A 17601-nucleotide genomic window follows, 5' to 3' on the forward strand; every position below is an offset into this window, starting at 1 on the left:
CATCCATGGCGAGCAATCTGCCCATCGCCGAAACCGTCGGCATGGCCCTCAAGACCTTGAAGGCCAACAGGTTGCGCAGCCTGTTGACGATGCTCGGAATTGTGATCGGCAATGCATCCGTGATCACGCTTGTCGGCGTGGGACGTGGGGCCCAGAATCTTGCTGAAAGTCAGTTGAGCAACCTGGGAGCCAATGTGCTGTTCGTGGTGCCGGGCAGCAACGACACAAGGCGTCAGGGCGTGGCTTTTCCACGCACTCTGGTGCTGGAGGACGCTGAGGCGATTGCCCAACAGGTTCCCAGCGTCAAGCGGGTGGCGCCCCAGATCAATGCCAATGAAGTGGTGCAGTCAGGTGCGAGAAGCAGCACCGCCGCCATCTTCGGTGTGACTCCTGAGTTTCTGCCGGTCAGAAGTTTTGAAGTGGGCCGGGGCCGTTTCATCAGCGAACAGGACGTCCAGGCAGCACGAACCGTGGTGGTGATCGGTCCTGATCTGCGCGACAAGCTCTTTCCTGGCGGTGGAGCAATCGGCAGTTCCCTGCGAATCCGAGACCAGAGTTTCAGCGTGATCGGTGTGATGGCTCCCAAAGGGGCTGTGTTCGGATCCAATCAGGATGAAAACGCTTATATCCCACTCAGCACGATGGTCAGCCGCCTGACAGGGCGCGACCCCACCTACGGCGTCAGCCTCAGTTTCATCAGTGCTGAAGCAAGAGATGAGAACAGCACAAGTGCAGCAAAGTTCCAGATCTCCAATCTTCTGCGTCAACGACACCGCATCCTCAGGGATGACGATTTCGCTGTTCGCTCTCAGCAGGATGCTCTGACAATCGTTGGAACCATCACCGGCGGCCTGACCCTGATGCTTGGTGCCATAGGAGGAGTGTCGCTGCTCGTTGGTGGGATCGGAATCATGAACATCATGCTGGTCTCGGTGAGCGAGAGAACTGAGGAGATCGGACTGCGCAAAGCGCTCGGTGCACGCAGCTCGGATGTTCTGCGTCAGTTTCTTGTCGAATCACTGGTGCTCTCCAGCCTGGGAGGCGTGATCGGAACTGCGGTCGGTTACGGAGCGATTGCGGCGGTGGCCTTTTTCACCCCTCTTCCCGCCGTCATCGGCGTTCCAACAGTGCTCCTGACCGTAGGGCTTTCAGGCTCAATCGGACTGTTTTTCGGTGTTGTTCCCGCAAGGCGTGCCGCTCGGCTTGATCCGATTACGGCTTTGCGGAGTCTTTAGGTAGAACAACTGCACAGTTTGTAACCCGAAGCTCTTACGATCGTCGGATCTTCATCATTGCCATGAATCAGCGCTGGCGGCAGATCCTTCTCTGGGGACTCCCTATCACTGTTGCTCTGCTGCTGGCATTGCAATTTTTTGGCAGTGGTGCGCTGAACAATCTGAAGCCGGGGGGGCCAACAGTGGCTCCTCGCAACACGGCTGTAGCGAGAATGAGTTACGGCCGTTTCCTTGATTATGTGGAAGCGGGCCGTGTCACATCGGTCGACATCTATGACGGGGGAAGAGATGCGGTGGTCGAGGCTGTTGATCCCGATCTCGACAATCGAGTTCAGCGATTGCGGGTGGATTTGCCTGGTCTGGCACCTGAGCTGATCAACACGCTCAAGGCAGAGGGCATCAGCTTTGATGTTCATCCTCCGAAAACCGCACCCCCGGCTCTTGGAATTCTTGGCAATCTTCTGTTTCCGCTGCTGCTGATCGGTTCTCTGATTTTCCTGGCACGACGGGGCAACAACATGCCTGGCGGACCTGGTCAGGCCATGCAGTTCGGGAAAACAAAAGCCCGCTTTGCGATGGAAGCTGAAACGGGTGTGATGTTCGATGACGTTGCAGGGGTGAACGAAGCAAAGCAGGACCTTGAAGAGGTTGTGACGTTCCTGAAGCAGCCGGAGAAATTCACTTCCGTCGGAGCTCAGATTCCCAAAGGTGTGTTGTTGGTTGGCCCTCCCGGCACAGGCAAAACTTTGCTTGCCAAAGCCATCGCTGGCGAGGCAGGTGTTCCGTTCTTCTCGCTTTCAGGTTCTGAATTCGTGGAGATGTTTGTCGGCGTCGGAGCCAGCAGAGTGAGGGATTTGTTCAAGCGAGCGAAAGAGAATAGTCCCTGCCTGATCTTCATCGACGAGATTGATGCGGTCGGCCGCCAGCGTGGAGCTGGAATCGGTGGAGGGAATGACGAACGTGAGCAAACACTCAACCAGCTGCTCACGGAAATGGATGGTTTTGAGGGCAACAGTGGAATCATCATCATTGCAGCCACAAACCGCCCGGATGTTCTTGATTCGGCCTTGATGCGTCCTGGCCGTTTCGATCGTCAGGTGACCGTCGATGCTCCTGACATCAAGGGACGTCTGTCCATTCTCAAGGTGCATTCACGCAACAAGAAACTCGCAGAAGATCTTTCACTCGAGAGCATTGCACGCAGAACACCTGGTTTCACGGGTGCCGATCTGGCCAACCTCCTCAATGAGGCAGCAATCCTCACAGCCCGTCGCCGCAAGGAAACCATCAGTCTCGCTGAGATTGATGATGCCGTTGATCGGATCATTGCTGGACTGGAAGGCCATCCGTTGACCGACGGACGCAGTAAGCGACTGATCGCTTATCACGAGGTTGGGCACGCTCTCGTAGGAAGTCTTGTCAAGGACCATGACCCCGTTCAGAAAGTAACCCTGATTCCACGAGGGCAAGCACAGGGTCTGACCTGGTTCTCCCCTGACGAAGAGCAGATGCTGGTGTCCCGTTCTCAACTCAAAGCACGGATCATGGGTGCCCTTGGTGGTCGCGCTGCTGAAGATGTGGTGTTCGGATACGCAGAAGTCACCACGGGCGCTGGTGGAGACATCCAGATGGTTGCTTCAATCGCTCGGCAGATGGTGACCCGCTACGGAATGAGCGGCCTTGGACAGATGTCAACCGAGGGAGGAAGCCAGGAGGTATTCATCGGCAGAGATCTGATGACTCGCAGTGACACCTCCGAGGGCACTTCGAAACAGATTGACGAACAGGTTCGTGGCATCGTGATGCAGTGCTACGAAGAAACACTCAGCCTTGTTCAGGGTCAGCGCGAAGCGATGGATCGTCTTGTTGAGCTCCTGATTGAAAAAGAAACCATGGATGGAGATGAATTCCGTGAAGTTCTCTCCAATTACACCACAATTCCTGAGAAGGATCGTTTCTCCCCGGTTCTGAACTGAACCAGTAATTCATAAAAAGATTTTGCCCAGTCACCTTAAGTGACTGGGTTTTTTATTGACTTATTAGCCGCTGTTGAATCATCAGAAAATAAAAAAGCTTCCTTGAAAGGAAGCTTTTTTAAAACCGGAATTGGAGTTCAAACCGAATGCACCGGTCGCTTATCAATCACGCTGTCGATCAAACCATAATCCTTGGCTTCTGACGGGGACATAAAGAAATCCCGATCTGTATCTGCCTGAATTTTATCGAGAGGCTGACTGGTCCTATCAGCAAGTTCCTTGTTTAAGCGATCTTTCAGAAAAAGAATTTCATCAGCCTGGATACGAATATCACTGGCCTGCCCCCTTGCACCACCGAGTGGTTGGTGAATCATGATGCGTGAATGCTGAAGACTGCTACGTTTGCCTTTGGTTCCGGCACACAGCAGGAATGCACCCATGCTGGCGGCCAGACCAACACAAACCGTTTGAACATCAGGCTTGATGTGTTGCATGGTGTCAAAAATCCCGAGACCGTCATAGACGGAGCCGCCCGGTGAGTTGATGTAGAGGTAGATATCCTTTTCAGGATCCTCAGCTTCGAGAAACAGCAACTGAGCAACAATCCTGTTGGCTGACTCACTTGTCACTGCTTCTCCAAGAAAGATGATTCGTTCGCGCAGCAACCGCGAATAAATATCAAACGCCCTTTCCCCGCGTCCGGATTCCTCAATGACGATGGGGATCATGATGGATCTTCTCACTCGCTGAATCCTAACGGCGGCAACAGCGGCGCTATGGTCTTGCCTTAAAGACAGCCTGAGAAAAGCTTGACTGGGTCCCAGACGATCGCTGACAGCAAGAAAGCATTTCACACCGCTTTCCCATACGTCATTCCTTCGCTGTATCGACGCACAGCAGATGAACTGCTGGTGGAACTTCACCTGCTGAGTCACCAAACCAACTTCACGATCAACGCGTTGTTCGCAGTGGGACTCTGTCAGGTCTTCCAGGCCTTTACGAAGGGGTATCGCCCGGAGAACCAGCTTGACCCGCTGTTCTCCGCCCTCTGCAGTTGCAATGGCTTTGATGGCGATGAAATCAAGGCCCTTGCTCAGGGGAGCAGCAAGGCTGTTCAGGGTCACACGGTTGAAGACGTCCAGGAATGGTTGAAATCGAAGGGGAAAGGAGCTCCGGAGCCTCTGGCCAGTGGCCTCTCAGCGGTGACCGGTGATCAGTTTCATTACTCCCGCCTCGTGGCTGTTGGATTGTTCAGTCTCCTCTCCGAAGCACAGGGAAAGGAAAGTGATGACCCCGAGGAACTGAGCAAGACCGTTCACTCCATCGGTGAGCAGATCGGTTTGTCTCGGCCTCGTCTGGAAAAGGATCTCGGTCTGTACCGCAGCAATCTCGAGAAGATGGCCCAGGCGGTTGAACTCATGGAGGAGACACTCGCTGCAGAACGACGGAAACGCGAACGGCAAAAGGCTGAAAAAGCTGCCCAGGATTAAGGCTCGGCAGACAGCGTCAGGGTTCCACTGACCTTCCACCAGGACTGCAGGTGTGACTGGCCTGTTCCTGAGCTGTTGAAGGGCAGGATCACCATGTTCAGTGCTGATGCTCGCTGCACGGGTTTGGGCCAGAGACCGGCCAGCAGGCCGAGTTGCGTCAGACGTTTCGGGTCACCTGTGACTCTCAGCGCTGATGATTGCTGTTTCGAAAGTGGCGCGAGGAAAGGCTGAACGGCAGGTTCCGTTCCAAATCCGATGCTCAATAAGGAAGCTGACTGATCTTTGATGATCTGCCAGCCTCCGACGATGGTCTGATTAGGGTCATCGCGCTGCTGCCAGAGACTGCTTGCCCCACCCTGCGACGGGTCCTGAACATTCTGGTGTTGCTGAAAATTTCTGGAAAGAAGACGATCCGAAACCGCTTCCAGGATTGAGGACCATTGCTGACGACTCCCGCTCATCGGCAATTGAATCTGAAGACCAGCCTTGTAGGCACCGCTTGAGAGGCTTTTCAGTCTCATGGAGAACGGAAGATCAGCGATTCTGCTGCGCATTGCACCATTGATTCCGTAATGCTCCTCGAGCGGAGCCTGAATGATCTGACGAGACAGCAGCGTGCCCAGAATCAGATCAAGACGCTGTCCATCAACCTGAAGCAATGTGCGATCACGGGCTGCTCCACCCGATGCGCTTGAACTGGGCTCTATCGGACTGGGCTGTTTTGGACTGGTGCTGCTCTGATCCAAACCCGCTTTGAAACCGCCTGAGATCATCCCTGCACTCGGTCCGGTGAGGGAGCTGAGCGGTCGACGACCGATCACTCCATTCCAGACAAGAAGATTATTTTCGAGCCGGAGCTGAACGCACCCCTCCCGACCTTGCTGGAGCAGCGGCGCCAGCGTTCCACTGAGTGTTGCCAGAGCATCTGCATTCCAGATCACCCCTGGACCCTCCGACAGATCTCGAAGACAGGCTCCCAGGAGACTGTCCGGTTGCAGGGTGGCCTTTGAACCCTGACCGGCTTTCAACCTTTGCAGCAATTGCTCGCGGTGCAGTGCATCGGAAGCAACAACCTCCATCGAACCCACACGCTGGAGCTGCAATCCCTGAATCTCTCCGGGGAATGTCGACGAAGAAAGAATCAGATAAGCATCACCGTCCTGTGCCCATCCCTGCCACCAGATGGAACGACCGTATCGTCGCCAGAGTTCAGCGGCGGGCTTGACGCCCAGACGCTCTGACCAGAGTGACGGTGGCGTCCGGGATGGATCACCACGAAAACTCTGGACAAGACTCAGAGCCCCGGACAGCTCAGCCAGACTCGATGCTGAACTGCCATCAGCCCACTTCAGTGGTTGATTGCTCAGTCGCAATCCAACCAATCCGGAACCGATGAGCAGGGAAACACCGGCCACAGTCGCCGTTGAACCCAACAGCTGCGTACGCCAACGATTCCAGCTCTGATTCAAGAAGGCAGATTCAGACAAACGGTTACCTTCGCCGGCGCTTGTCCTTCCACTCAATGGTGGACAGGTAGATCACAGCTCCACTGACGAACACGAGCAGTGCTATTGCTGTAAAGGCGAGTCCCTGATTGACCAGAGGAGACTGAAGTGTCTCGTACACGTCAGAAATTAATGGAGCCGTCACCATTACGACCCCACACCACCATGGCGATCGAAAAGCTGAACACAGCTGCCAGAGAAGCCCAGCCCAGGGTGAAAAGCATTGTGGATCTCTTGATTTCCGGCATTGTAACTATGCTGCCCTGCGGATTCATCCCGTCTGTTCACGAGACCTCATGACTTCGTCATCACCCGGTGCAGCAACGGTTCTTGAGCGCCAGAAGACAACTCAGCGTTATCCACAGGCCCGCGTGATCGTGCTTGACGATGACGTCAACACGTTTGAACACGTGGTCGAGTGCCTGTGCAAGATCATTCCCGGTATGAATTCCGATCGTGCCTGGGCACTGGCTCGCCGCATCGATGGAGAAGGTCGTGCCGAAGTCTGGTGCGGCCCCCTGGAGCAGGCGGAGCTCTATCACCAGCAGCTTGGCTCAGAAGGGTTGACGATGGCTCCGATCGAGCGCTGCTGAAGCCCCACCTAAGGTCAGCAAATCGCTTCTGAAATCCGTGGGATCAGCACGGTTCATCCTCCTGGCCCTGAGGCTTGGTCTGTTTCAGGCCTGTCTGGGTGCACTCTCGGTCCTCACCCTTGGAATATTCAACAGGCTGCTGATCGATGAATTTGAAGTTCCGGCCGCTCTGACTGCACTGGCTCTGGGCAGTCAGCAACTGGTTGCTTTTTCCAGAGTCTGGTTCGGACAACAATCGGATCGCTGCCGCTGGCGGGGGTTAAGGAGAACACCCTTCATTGTTGGTGGAGCAGCGATGTTCTGCACACTGACCTGGATTGCAGGCAACACCGTTCTCTGGCTTGCGGAAGCTTCCCAGGCAGGCAGCCAGGCTGATGTGATCTGGCGAGGGTTGATCCTTGCACTGGTGTTCATGTTCTACGGGTTGGCCATTGCAGCCAGTTCCACACCATTCGCAGCCCTGCTGGTTGACGTGAGCACGGACAAACAGAGACCTGGGCTGGTCTCCATCGTGTGGTCGATGCTGATGGTTGGAATCGTCGCAGGTGCGATTCTGCTGAGTTCGTTTCTCGGCTCCTCATGCGCCACAGCCGAGCTGAGTGATCTGATCTCCGGAGTAGAAAGACTGATCACAGTGGCTCCCCTGACGATCTTCACGATTGTGGTGGTAGCAATCGCAGGTGTGGAACCGCGTTTGAAGCCTGGCCAGGAGAAAGATCAGTCACGGCAGGCAGCCAACCAGGAAATTTCTCTGCGTGGAGCCTGGACTGTGTTGAAACAGTCTCCCCAGGTGGGGTATTTCTTTGCTGTTCTCTCCTTGTTCACCTTCGCTTTGTTTCTCCAGGAAGCTGTCCTGGAGCCCTACGGCGGTGCGGTATTCGCCATGGACGTCTGCACAAGCACTCAGCTGAATGCGGTCTGGGGAGTCGGAACGTTGCTGGGTATTGCTGCCACAGGCTTCGTGATCACACCACGTCTTGGCCCACAGCGAACGGCACTGGCAGGTGGAGTGCTTTCAGCCCTGTTTGTTTTGCTGATGGTATTGGCGGGATTCATGGTTTCAACACCGCTTTTCCGTACAGCTCTTTTTCTGTTTGGTGTCGGAGCGGGGATCAGCACCAATGCAAGCCTGACACTGATGCTCGGTCTGACCTCACCACTGATGGCGGGAACGTTTATCGGTGTCTGGGGGCTGGCCCAGGCCTACGCAAGAGGGCTCGCCACGATCAGCGGCGGAGCGCTGCTGAGCGTGTTCGGCGAATTCACCGGATCTCAGAACAGTTATGAGGCCTACGCAGGTGTCTTCATCGTCCAGGCGTTCGGTCTGCTGGCGGCAGGACTGATGCTCCTGCGCGTGAACACCGAGCTGTTTCAGTCAAAGGTCGAACAGGCACTCAGTTCGGTCCTTGTCAGTGAGCTCGAGTGATCCGAAACAAAGATCTGGCTGTGTGTTTAGGCAGCAGGCTGCCTGCTGCTGCGAGCCAACCGCAGCACCTCAGTGGTTTTGATGGGTCTGTTGTGAGCTGTCAGCACGTATCTGAGCACCTTGCCGGGACAAAAGGCCAGACCACGGACCTCATCACCGTGAACCTCCGTCGTCAGAACCCGGGCCTGAGGACCACAACGATCCTGCAAAGGACCAGTCACCTCACGAAGCAGCCTGTCGACAGATCGAAGCATGGCTGGCAGATCTCTCTCTTCTCTGTAGCCAGATCCATTAGCTTCGACCAACTCAAATTTCATCAAACAGCAACTCTCGGTGGGGCGCCTCGTAATCACACACAGCACCTACGTGGAAGGGTTGATCCCCTGGCTGAAGGTTCTTGCAAAGGACCCTGAAATTCAGACGATCACTCCAGGGGTGATTTCCAGAGTTCGCGGTCACAGCTCAGGCCTGCAGTTGCGTGTATCGATACCGGTGACAGGCGGTTTCAAGATGCTCGCTCGCAAAGGCACCACGGCTCAGGAGGTCTTCGTGGTGACGCAGCTGGCCAAGGATGAGCTGCTCAGAAGAATCAAGACCTGCAGCCCCTGAAAGCTCTCAGGGAGGCCCCGATTCGTAGCCGGGACGATGAATGGTTGTCTTGACAAGGGCCAAAATCGTTGATTCGTCAGCCTGAGGTACTGATTTCCAATTCAGAGATGGCATCGCCCATTCGAAGCCAGGAGATGAACCCACATCACTGGAACTTCACTGATGACACTGCAATTCCAATGAAGGATCTATTCAGAAGATGAGCAAAGCAGTGTCGAAGAGTTGGAACATCAAATCAAAAGATCGGTTTATCTCGATTTCTGCAATACCAAGAGCGCACCGTGGCAAAAATCAACCAAAACATATTCAAACCCGAATCCGCGATGAGCAAAATAAAAACCTGCAATTGCCAACCAGAGAGACATAGCAATTAACATTGTCAATGTAATTTGCAAACACAATCAAGGTCAATGTTTGCTTAAAACGAATCAATCCAAACGCAAGCAAGTATTACCGAGCCTGAATAACAGCGAAAAGCTCACTGGCCTCTCAAGCAAGTGAGAGCAAGCTGGCCCATTGATCAGCCAAAAGAAAGATGCCTAACGAGTGAATGCAAACCGTAGGCAATCAGTATCGAAAATGCCTGACAACTTTCCACTCACCCTTTTTACCAACTTCATCCTGATACGTTCCATTTTTAATCTCATTGTTCTGATAACCCAGAAACTGCGATGTCTGCTCTTCTTCCTGACAGTAACGTGGATTAATACTGATAGTTTCACTGATTGACTCTGACGCAAAGGCTAGCTTTTGCTTCTCCCACTCTTTGATTTCATCGTCCCAAAAAGCAGCATCAGGGCGTGGATTGTCTTGCTCGAATTTTGTTCTTTTCTCAAAACCAAGCAACTCTCGTTCATAATCAACTTTCTTTTCACTCGCTTCCCACTTATCGCAGGCACTCTCCGCTTCGGTTCTTGAGGGGTAATCCATCGAACAAGCAGCTGTCACCATCATCACAACACAAACCTCTATCAAATGATGGCGTTTCACAAGTGCCACGAAAATCTTTGATCATCATAGCGACAGCGAAACTGCACTATCTTCTCAGCCGTTGATGGCGCAGATAAACAGAACAACAAAAAACTCGACCTACTGAACAATTGATTGCGCACCCTGCGACAACACATTCCAAATTTCATTTCAACGCACATCAAAACAATCAACCAATAGTCACGCCGACAGGGGTATTGATGACTTTTGCTGTACGAGACAGCTTCAGACGATATGTGCACTGATATTCGGCATTCGGACCAACCTGAGCGAACAAGGGTCATCATGACCTTTCAGTCCATCTGAAGATTCATGAAAACCATTCAGAAAATCGGTAGGAGTTCCTCCCGCACGGCCAGTGCCTCTTGATCAAGCCCTTGCCTATGGAGGTGGCGGGAACGAAGAATCAGTGGATCGATGTCACAGTCGAGACACCAACAACGCTCAAGACAACGACGCCATGCTGGCTCTGGACCGGAAGTGAAACGAATGATGGCGGCCATGGCAGCAAGGGCCTGAACCCGAAAATTGGTGATGGCGACTCCTTAATGTTGGCTTAAGGCGAAACAGTTCCGCAACACGTTTCTGGTGCCACGACAGAGGGCTGGTCTCCACTGGCCAAAAAACTTCAGGATCTGGATCAATTGTGATGAACCACCTGACCGTGCGAGCCCCATTGTTCGACCTGGAGGTGTGGGACTAACTCCAAAAGCCACTCCAACCCAACAAATGATGAAAGGCAAGTCATGATTCCACGTTGAGGTCAATGTTCCGAAGTGGGTTCGAGAGAGAACAGACGCAGAGAGCAAGATCTTCTGAAGCTAGGGAGGCAAGACCAGGCAAGAGGCAACACGCCAAGCACTGGTCATTGAGGCCAACAGAACAGGAGAGAGGCTGGATGTGGTGGTTGATGACCTGATGCGTGCGGCTGGATGGTCAAGGGAGTCAGAGGCTGTGTCGTGACTGCTCGTTCTGCCACAGAGGAACAGCGTGAAAGGCAAGGAATCGAAGCTCTTATGGGAGAGCTGAGAGGGCAGGTCGAAGGCTTGTTGATGGCTGCTGGCACCTGGCAGCAGTGGCTCGAGACGCGATCACTGGATCAAGTCAGCACCTCAGCATCAACAAAGAGGAACTGAAAAGGAAGGCAGAGGGGCCAGAGCATTGAAGAAACAACGACATCCACCTATCTCTCTCTGTTGTCTGGCTTTTGGAATTGGGCAAAGGAAACAGGTCAGCTAAAGGGTGAAAACATTTGGACAGACGTGGAGAAGGGTCTGAAGAGAGATACGGAGAAAAAACCACTAGACAAGGCAAAGCTGCTTGAAGCAGAAGCAATGGCAGACGCAAAGCAAGACATCCCTTTGGTTTTGTCGATATCGGGGCCTTGGGAAAGAGGATTACTGCGGCCTGAAGTGGTGTGACCTTGATCTTGATAAGGGTGTCCTGCATTGGAATAAGTACCAATGGACTGCGGCTGATGGAAAGGTTCAAAAACCGAACCTAAAGCTCAAAAGAAAGGTGAAAGAAACATCTCAATCCAAAGCGACGTGATGAGGAGACTGAAGGAGTGGATGCCTGAAGCAGCTACCAACAGCAGCAAGGATCCAATCTGGGCAGATGACTACAGAGCAACGATTGAAGATTGGGGCAGCAGATTTGCTGAGCACTTTAAGCCACGGAATGTATTGACAGTCATGAGCTGAGGTCATATGGAGTGGCTCAGATGATGCAGAAAGATATCAACAATTATTACCGAAATACAACAACCAGCCACACAAATTTAGGATCTAGCGAGATTCTCAAAAACTATTTAGTTCCAGCAATCCAATAGGTGCGAGAAGATCTGGAACTCCTGGACTGACTCGCAGCGACTCAAACCAAATCCACTAAACTTTCGTCAAATGCGTAAGCAATGACCACTTCAAACGAACCAACGGAAGACCCCCTTGAAGTTCTTTCAAACATCATCAAGCTGCTCAAAGAGAAAAACTATTCATCGCACGTCATCAAGTGCTATGAAAAGCGTCTGAAAGATGAGTTAAAAAGAAGAGAATCTACGTAGTTCTCCCTCTCAAACCTCAGTCAACATGCAGACCATTGCAAAGGTGATCGGAAAGTAAATGATATTGTCCTGTGCAACTCCGATGCCCAGAGCGCATAACAGTCCTATCAATGCCCAGGTCAGTGGATGTGTGATGACATGACACTGATATCACCACCATGTCGAAGACATCACCCGATATGACCATTTCAGCCCTTGGGTTTTAGTCAGAACGGGTGAAGACAACCCGATTCATAGGGGCAACACTGGTATTTCACCACTAACGGGGCAAGGGGGGATATGACGCTTACCAGAGAGCAGGAGTGCCTTTACCAGGAGCTGATGGACACTGATACCGAACTCTTTTACCTGAGTTCCAGAGACTGCAAGCAACTGGTCAAAGGGCTGACGAGGATTGGGATCACAACACCTCAGCTGCTTCAGGAATGGTTCGATGCATTGCTTGAAGCAGACGACTGATCCTTACCGCCTGGCCTGCAATAGGCCTGTGCTGCTGCTGCGCCTATCGATCACGGTTACTACAACCAGCCTCCAGGGAAGCGACCAATATCCCTGAGCGTGACACTCAGGATGATTGTGGTGATCACGCACCTCCAATCAAACATTTAAAACTCAAAAATCTTCAAGTGAGTCTGATAATCGATACAAGCTCAATGAATTTGGTTCGGCTGTGATCCCCATTACCTCTAGTGAACTTCAGCCAGGTTTGAATAGGCCAGATACTCCGGTAATTCTCTTTTGTCGCTCACGTCAATGGTTTTCTTCTATATCTTTTCATCGCTGATTGCTCTCCTGACTGCAGGAATCATTCTTTATGCTCCTCTGAGCTGATCTTTTCTCGAGATGCTGCAAGATATCGAAGTAATCACAATCTCTTTCAGATCGCTAATATTGATTTGGTTGTTATTCGTTTTAGAAGCAGGACTATGATGGATTTCTACTCCCGATTAGCGCGATGCTGAAACCTCTAATAGCCATTGTGGCTTGGCTTGTTTATACCTTTGCATATATATGGGCACTAGGGCTAGTTAAATACGCTACAGGCTACGACTGGTTTGTAGAAATGAATAAACACAGAAGAGGCTGGAAAGATGGATTTTATTTCTTACTATTGTTGACAATATACGCTGCTGGATTATTTTACTTGATAATGCTTTTTGCATGAATGAGCAGCTTTGACCAAAAAAGAGATGAACGCAAACAGACTTCTATTCGTTGTTTTTAATCTCTGATGCAAAGATGAGTTCCTAGAAGGTGCCTGTAATCTTAACTGGACATGATCTGGCAAGAAGAACTTTTTGAGCCATTACAAGGCCTAATTCACCCAATTTGTGAAATGACTGTTTCTACGTAACCCTCTTTAACTTCCTCAACTTCTAACCGCTCTCCCTTAGACAGCACTTCCTTCAGTTGATTGAAGAGCTTTAATGCAGGTTCGTACGTTGTCCAGCTTCCGAGACAACTCTCACCTTTAACAACTCTGAACTCTTTAGCTTTGTCCATGGCTTAGTCTATGACCATTGATAATAGTAGTCTGTTTTAAACACGACAGAAATTTCTGAAGCCTGTTCGCTGTAGGGGCTGGATTTTTAGACCCTCAGTGGCCTCTTCTATGTCGCTGTGTATAACTGGAGTTACAAGAATTAATCGTTTTAATTGTTATTCAATCGCAGCCATAGCAACACATTGACCATCAGCAGTGCATCTGGTAAGGACTGATGGAAGAACAACAACCCGATTACAGACAAACAAAGAGCTCTGTGCGTCTGCTTAGGAGTAGAGATATCACTGCGCCTCCCACTCATAGGTACGTCCCAGCCAGTCATGAAGTGACTTCTGCTGGTACTTGCAAGCAGGTAAAGAAAGCCTCTTAGACCGCCCGTGCGCCTGAGCAAGAGTTAATTCAGGAACATCTATTGAATCTGGAGAATGATTATTTTGACCGCTTACATAGGCTCAGAGCTGCCTTAGAGAAGGCTCAGGAGATACAGGGTTCACCAGACATAATCAAATCCCTGCTAGAAGCTATTCATCAAATTCAAAAAGACAATGACGTGTAATCACGCAAACCTAAAAGACAAACTAGAGCAAGCTCAGAACCAATATGAAAAGGGTTCACAACAGCTGGAACAGTTGCAGACCCAGTTGTTGCAGATTTCAGGCGCGATTCAGATGTTGCAGCAGCTTGTCGAAGAGACTGAATCGACGTGTTCTGTCAGTGATGACGCTGAAGAGCTGATAGAAGCAAAACAGGGCTGAACTCAATAATTTTGCAAATTGATTGGCATAATGTATTGCAGGCTACTTAAGTATTGTAAGGATTAACTGGTGCAGGGAGGAAAAGCCTCTTAAATACTATTAATCAAAGGAGATTTATGGAACAGCCTAAATACACCTTTGTTAGAAAAGATGCTGGAATGATTGAGCAGTGGTGGAAAGACCGTATCAATCATCTGCTTTTAAAAAGGCAATTGCAAGATGCTGATGCACTTTATCGTGAGTTTGATATTGCTGATGATAGTCAATAGTAAGTGTCTCATGATGTCGCGTCTGATGGATTAAAGGTCCCATATCCGTGCCAGGGCCAAGGCTTGATAACTAAGGATTGCACTTTGTGATTAGTGAAATAATTCCTTAGGCTAATTCAAACCAGGGACTATTTCTTCTCTTTCTTCTTTTTCTTCTCATTCCATAAGCACACCACTAACCCAATAACGGCTGAAGTTAAAACATAGGGAAACAGCCAGGGGAAGATAATTAGCAGGATTATGTCAAAGTAGAAGAACCAAAACTTCTTGAATGACTCTAAAAATTTTGACATTAATTCCTCAAAACTATTGTCTTATGTAGATGGAGACAATTATGCCCCATGGCCTAGGTCGCGTTCTCCAGTTAATTCCTGCCCGCCAGACTTCGAGTCGGGACTTTTAGATCACCTTGGCCGATTCCAGGGTCTTCGCGAACGGACGCAGATGCACCTAACCCAAAGCTATGTCTGGAGCCTGCTCAATTGATTGATGATGATTAAGGCTCTGTGATAAAAGAAAGAGAGAACTAATGCTCAATGAGCAGTCCCATGATTGATTTTTTTCGTCCCCTTTATCGGCTTAACACTACATCTAGTGAGCGTTAGTTATCATCACTGCATTTATATTATATAGGATATGTGTTAAACCTTGATTAGCTGACAAAACTATTCTGATTTTGCTCTATATGGACCTAGAAGGTGCTTTTTTTGTGTCATGTGCGTTGGGCCCTATGCTGTTTTGAAGGCCTCCTAGGGGCATATTTAACCCCCTTAAATTTCAGCATAAATTTCTGAACCCTCATCGTATATACAGCGCGCAAACTTGCACCCCCAGCATGGGTATCGCTGCGTTTTGAATCTGCTGACCAGGGGGGAGGGTCATCAATCTTGCCTACCTGACCCTGTCTCATGGTCCTTTGTGCCACGGGCTGGGCCACTATCCTTTCCTAGCGCCAACGACTGGGAACAAGATCCTAGTCATAACAATGCATCTGCCGATTTGCCTTGGCCAATAGATCTAGCATCTTGCGATGCTGCGGTAAATCCATCAAGAAGTCACGGCCCTAACGCGTTGCGCTTGCCATTAGTTATCTATTAGATGTTACTAACATTGGCTTCACTTGGTGCCGATATTTATTAATAATTACTCTCACTTAACTCCCTGTTATTGTTGAAATCAGTTCGATTAACACATGCACCCGTTTATCAAACCCACACACATTGAGTGACACCTGCAAGCCTCTGCAGCAAGCCTAAACATTAATTAGACATCTTTCATCATCAGCATACGCACGCCTTTCAGGGCCTTGCAGCCACCTTAGAGGGCATCGCTAAATATAAATTAAGCCAGGCCAATCAAAGACCCCTCACGCCTTAAGCGTCAAAAAAGAGCATTGACTTGAGCCTGGCTGAAACTGCATGGCAACCAGGCATCAACAGAGGACGCTTGATTGACCAGAACCAACACCCGCCTTAGCCTTGGTACAGGCGTACTAAAGCAATGGATGGCTGGCTTGCTGATCCAAAGGGATGCTGGTTTGCTCGGTTTCACCGAGATCCATCAAGCACCTGGGTCAAAGACCAAAGAGTGTTCGTCGATCACGGCAAACCCATGCCTGATGACCAACCCGCCTTGCTCAAGACACGACGGGAGATGCGTTACGAGGATGCAGCCAGTCTTTGGTTTGAACTGAAGAGCGTTGGTTGGACCGTGGCTAAAGCGGCTTGGTGATCAACCGCTGAAGTCTGGGAGACCATGCAGAAGTTAGGCGGGTGGAAGCGATGTCAGCCCAGGTGGTGATTCATTCAGTTGCTGGTGAAGCTATGAAGCCCGGCAACCAAGGCAGAAGTGGGGCCTCTGTAGGGGTCTGCCTCAGCGCCCTCGGGCGTCAGTCCATCGACTGCAAAAAACGCTGCCGCGCCCAGAAGACCGCCAACAGCAGAACCTATTACGACAGAAGCAATAGCGGCAGAGCCGACAACAACACGTCCGAAGCCTTCCATTGGTTGATTGCGAACGCATGCACAGTCGCTGAAAGATTACCGAAGGTGCATTCCCCAAACGGGCCAATTCGATTCGTTACGAGTGGGATCAGCGAATCCGTCCGACGACGTAACCCACCAGCAACCCTGCAGCACCGCCCAAAACACCACCGCTCAGTGCGGCGCGTTGGGTGACGCTGAGGCGGCCCCCGAAAACGATCGCAAAAGCCACAACTACAAGCAGACCTGAAGTTGCAATGACTGCATCAAGGCTTCTGTGTTTTTTTGCTGGGTTGTCTGGCTTCTGGTCCTTGGCGAGCTTTCCTCCCTTTGTCTCTAGATCACGCTCAATTCGATTGGTCTGGTCGTGTGGGCCTGCCATGCAATTGAGTGCGCTCAAGCGATTCTGGCTTCTGCAACTCAATCCAGCTTGTAGCTTTCGACTTGTTGGCGAACCCAGCTGCGCTGCTCTCTAAAGATTCTCAGGTAGATGCGTACGAGGACGCAGCGAACCTTTGGTTTGAACTGCAGGGTGTTGGTGGACCGCAAGTGAGGCTGCTTGGTGAATATGTGTCCGCAGATACAAGCCACTGGTTGTAGCTTTTGTTTGTCGAGACCGCGTCAAATGAAAGGCTTGCTGACCATTGCGAATAAGTGCCAGACGGTCAGCTTCCTTTCCGATCCGAACTCCAGCTGTTCAGCAGATGACGTCTTTGTGATCGTTGACCACATCAAAGACATGCCAGAAGGTCATCCGCCGCTTCTCAAGACACGCCGGAACATGCGCTACGAGGATGCCGTCGCTCTTTGGAAAGAGCTTCAGCGTTGTGGATGGACCACATCTGAAGTTGCTCCTAGTGATCGTCTTGATACGGGTCACTGAGTCAAAGCAACAGAGAGCCAATCGTGTGCTTTCTCGCCACTTCCTCACTGGTTTTGAGTAGCGCTTTAGGTGGTGATTTACCGACGTCTTCCAACAGACGCAGTGGCCCTAAACCGTTACCACCACTGCGCTTGCTAAGAGGTGGACCACCTGACCGTGCGAGCCCCAGTGTTCGACCTGGAGTTACCAGAAGGGGCGACAAAGCGAGGATTCGTTTCCGGCTACAAGGCCGGTCTACGGCACCTTCACGACAGTCACCCCAAGTCGAAAGAGAGTCAGATCAGAGCACTAGAAAAGGCTGTCACCAACCAGGCAGTCCACT

The 17601-nt window shown here is 51.1% G+C and carries 23 protein-coding genes and 1 other RNA gene; 13 read left to right on the top strand and 11 right to left on the bottom strand.

The genetic code is table 11. The annotated features are described in order from the left end of the window. Nucleotides 1–5 precede the first annotated feature (5 nt). Nucleotides 6–1235 (top strand): ABC transporter permease, encoded by a 1230-nt coding sequence (locus SIB83_RS00370; protein WP_413746423.1) that lies wholly within the window; start codon nt 6–8, stop codon nt 1233–1235. Between the two features lie 62 nt (nt 1236–1297). After that, nucleotides 1298–3211 carry an ATP-dependent zinc metalloprotease FtsH family protein gene (gene ftsH / locus SIB83_RS00375; RefSeq protein WP_413402797.1) on the top strand — a complete coding sequence of 638 codons (1914 nt, stop codon included), beginning with the start codon at nt 1298–1300 and terminating at the stop codon, nt 3209–3211. Between the two features lie 137 nt (nt 3212–3348). Here the strand turns inward: ftsH and clpP are convergent, their stop codons facing one another. Beyond that, the gene (gene clpP, locus SIB83_RS00380) at nt 3349–3939 is read right to left on the bottom strand and encodes an ATP-dependent Clp endopeptidase proteolytic subunit ClpP (protein WP_413402799.1); all 591 of its coding nucleotides are present in this window, start codon (nt 3937–3939) and stop codon (nt 3349–3351) included. An 81-nt stretch (nt 3940–4020) separates the two neighbouring features. On the opposite strand from clpP, the gene psb29 reads away from it, so the two are divergent. Continuing rightward, nucleotides 4021–4701 carry a photosystem II biogenesis protein Psp29 gene (psb29, locus tag SIB83_RS00385; RefSeq protein ID WP_413746424.1) on the top strand — a complete coding sequence of 227 codons (681 nt, stop codon included), beginning with the start codon at nt 4021–4023 and terminating at the stop codon, nt 4699–4701. Here psb29 and SIB83_RS00390 read toward each other — a convergent pair. Genes SIB83_RS00390 through petN form a run of 3 tightly spaced genes read right to left on the bottom strand, consistent with a single transcriptional unit; the run spans nt 4698 to nt 6430 of the window. Continuing rightward, nucleotides 4698–6134 carry a hypothetical protein gene (locus tag SIB83_RS00390; protein ID WP_413746425.1) on the bottom strand — a complete coding sequence of 479 codons (1437 nt, stop codon included), beginning with the start codon at nt 6132–6134 and terminating at the stop codon, nt 4698–4700. The two genes, psb29 and SIB83_RS00390, sit on opposite strands and share 4 nt — an antisense overlap. 58 nt (nt 6135–6192) lie before the next feature. Further along, on the bottom strand, nt 6193–6327 hold the full coding sequence (locus SIB83_RS00395) for a hypothetical protein (protein ID WP_413746426.1): 135 nt from the start codon (nt 6325–6327) through the stop codon (nt 6193–6195). Nucleotide 6328: 1 nt separating this feature from the next. After that, nucleotides 6329–6430: a cytochrome b6-f complex subunit PetN gene (gene petN, locus SIB83_RS00400; RefSeq protein ID WP_066907630.1), complete on the bottom strand. Its 102-nt coding sequence runs from the start codon at nt 6428–6430 to the stop codon at nt 6329–6331. 72 nt (nt 6431–6502) lie between these two features. Between petN and clpS the strand changes: the two genes are divergently transcribed. Both clpS and SIB83_RS00410 read left to right on the top strand, forming a co-directional pair. Next, nucleotides 6503–6799, top strand: a complete 297-nt coding sequence (gene clpS, locus SIB83_RS00405) for an ATP-dependent Clp protease adapter ClpS (protein WP_413402805.1) — start codon at nt 6503–6505, stop codon at nt 6797–6799. 37 nt (nt 6800–6836) lie between these two features. After that, nucleotides 6837–8225 carry a BCD family MFS transporter gene (locus tag SIB83_RS00410; protein WP_413746427.1) on the top strand — a complete coding sequence of 463 codons (1389 nt, stop codon included), beginning with the start codon at nt 6837–6839 and terminating at the stop codon, nt 8223–8225. Nucleotides 8226–8251: 26 nt separating this feature from the next. On the opposite strand, the gene SIB83_RS00415 is transcribed toward SIB83_RS00410, so the two are convergent. Then, complete coding sequence (locus tag SIB83_RS00415) at nt 8252–8479, bottom strand: hypothetical protein (RefSeq protein WP_413746428.1); 228 nt, start codon at nt 8477–8479, stop codon at nt 8252–8254. Between the two features lie 79 nt (nt 8480–8558). Here SIB83_RS00415 and SIB83_RS00420 point away from each other — a divergent pair, with 79 nt between their 5' ends. Beyond that, complete coding sequence (locus SIB83_RS00420) at nt 8559–8834, top strand: DUF2103 domain-containing protein (protein ID WP_413746429.1); 276 nt, start codon at nt 8559–8561, stop codon at nt 8832–8834. A 567-nt stretch (nt 8835–9401) separates the two neighbouring features. Here SIB83_RS00420 and SIB83_RS00425 read toward each other — a convergent pair. Further along, nucleotides 9402–9833, bottom strand: a complete 432-nt coding sequence (locus SIB83_RS00425) for a hypothetical protein (RefSeq protein ID WP_413746430.1) — start codon at nt 9831–9833, stop codon at nt 9402–9404. Nucleotides 9834–10147: 314 nt separating this feature from the next. After that, entirely contained in the window at nt 10148–10327 is a 180-nt protein-coding gene (locus SIB83_RS00430; protein WP_413746431.1) for a hypothetical protein, read from the bottom strand. Nucleotides 10328–10783: 456 nt separating this feature from the next. Between SIB83_RS00430 and SIB83_RS00435 the strand changes: the two genes are divergently transcribed. The 3 genes from SIB83_RS00435 to SIB83_RS00445 all read left to right on the top strand — a co-directional run bounded on the left by SIB83_RS00435 (nt 10784) and on the right by SIB83_RS00445 (nt 12345). Further along, a complete protein-coding gene (locus SIB83_RS00435; RefSeq protein WP_413746432.1) occupies nt 10784–10960 on the top strand; it encodes a hypothetical protein in 177 nt (58 codons plus the stop codon). A gap of 60 nt (nt 10961–11020) precedes the next feature. After that, complete coding sequence (locus SIB83_RS00440; protein ID WP_413746433.1) at nt 11021–11245, top strand: hypothetical protein; 225 nt, start codon at nt 11021–11023, stop codon at nt 11243–11245. Nucleotides 11246–12165: 920 nt separating this feature from the next. After that, nucleotides 12166–12345: a hypothetical protein gene (locus SIB83_RS00445; protein WP_413746434.1), complete on the top strand. Its 180-nt coding sequence runs from the start codon at nt 12166–12168 to the stop codon at nt 12343–12345. Between the two features lie 861 nt (nt 12346–13206). Here SIB83_RS00445 and SIB83_RS00450 read toward each other — a convergent pair. After that, nucleotides 13207–13389, bottom strand: a complete 183-nt coding sequence (locus SIB83_RS00450) for a hypothetical protein (RefSeq protein ID WP_413746435.1) — start codon at nt 13387–13389, stop codon at nt 13207–13209. Nucleotides 13390–13935: 546 nt separating this feature from the next. On the opposite strand from SIB83_RS00450, the gene SIB83_RS00455 reads away from it, so the two are divergent. From SIB83_RS00455 to SIB83_RS00465, 3 genes are all read left to right on the top strand, one after another. Further along, a complete protein-coding gene (locus SIB83_RS00455) occupies nt 13936–14145 on the top strand; it encodes a hypothetical protein (protein ID WP_413746436.1) in 210 nt (69 codons plus the stop codon). Between the two features lie 116 nt (nt 14146–14261). Next, nucleotides 14262–14414, top strand: coding sequence for a hypothetical protein (locus tag SIB83_RS00460; RefSeq protein ID WP_413402821.1), 153 nt, complete (start codon nt 14262–14264; stop codon nt 14412–14414). A gap of 1500 nt (nt 14415–15914) precedes the next feature. After that, on the top strand, nt 15915–16145 hold the full coding sequence (locus SIB83_RS00465) for a DUF1651 domain-containing protein (protein ID WP_413746437.1): 231 nt from the start codon (nt 15915–15917) through the stop codon (nt 16143–16145). 74 nt (nt 16146–16219) lie between these two features. Here SIB83_RS00465 and SIB83_RS00470 read toward each other — a convergent pair whose 3' ends face one another. Both SIB83_RS00470 and SIB83_RS00475 read right to left on the bottom strand, forming a co-directional pair. Then, a complete protein-coding gene (locus SIB83_RS00470) occupies nt 16220–16417 on the bottom strand; it encodes a hypothetical protein (RefSeq protein WP_413402824.1) in 198 nt (65 codons plus the stop codon). 88 nt (nt 16418–16505) lie between these two features. Beyond that, nucleotides 16506–16778: a hypothetical protein gene (locus SIB83_RS00475; RefSeq protein ID WP_413746438.1), complete on the bottom strand. Its 273-nt coding sequence runs from the start codon at nt 16776–16778 to the stop codon at nt 16506–16508. A 243-nt stretch (nt 16779–17021) separates the two neighbouring features. Here SIB83_RS00475 and SIB83_RS00480 point away from each other — a divergent pair, with 243 nt between their 5' ends. Next, on the top strand, nt 17022–17279 hold the full coding sequence (locus tag SIB83_RS00480) for a DUF1651 domain-containing protein (protein ID WP_413402827.1): 258 nt from the start codon (nt 17022–17024) through the stop codon (nt 17277–17279). Nucleotides 17280–17418: 139 nt separating this feature from the next. Here SIB83_RS00480 and ssrS read toward each other — a convergent pair. Continuing rightward, a non-coding RNA gene (ssrS, locus tag SIB83_RS00485) (6S RNA) lies at nt 17419–17601 on the bottom strand.

The organism is Synechococcus sp. MIT S9507 (assembly GCF_047304715.1).
GTDB lineage: Bacteria > Cyanobacteriota > Cyanobacteriia > PCC-6307 > Cyanobiaceae > Synechococcus_C.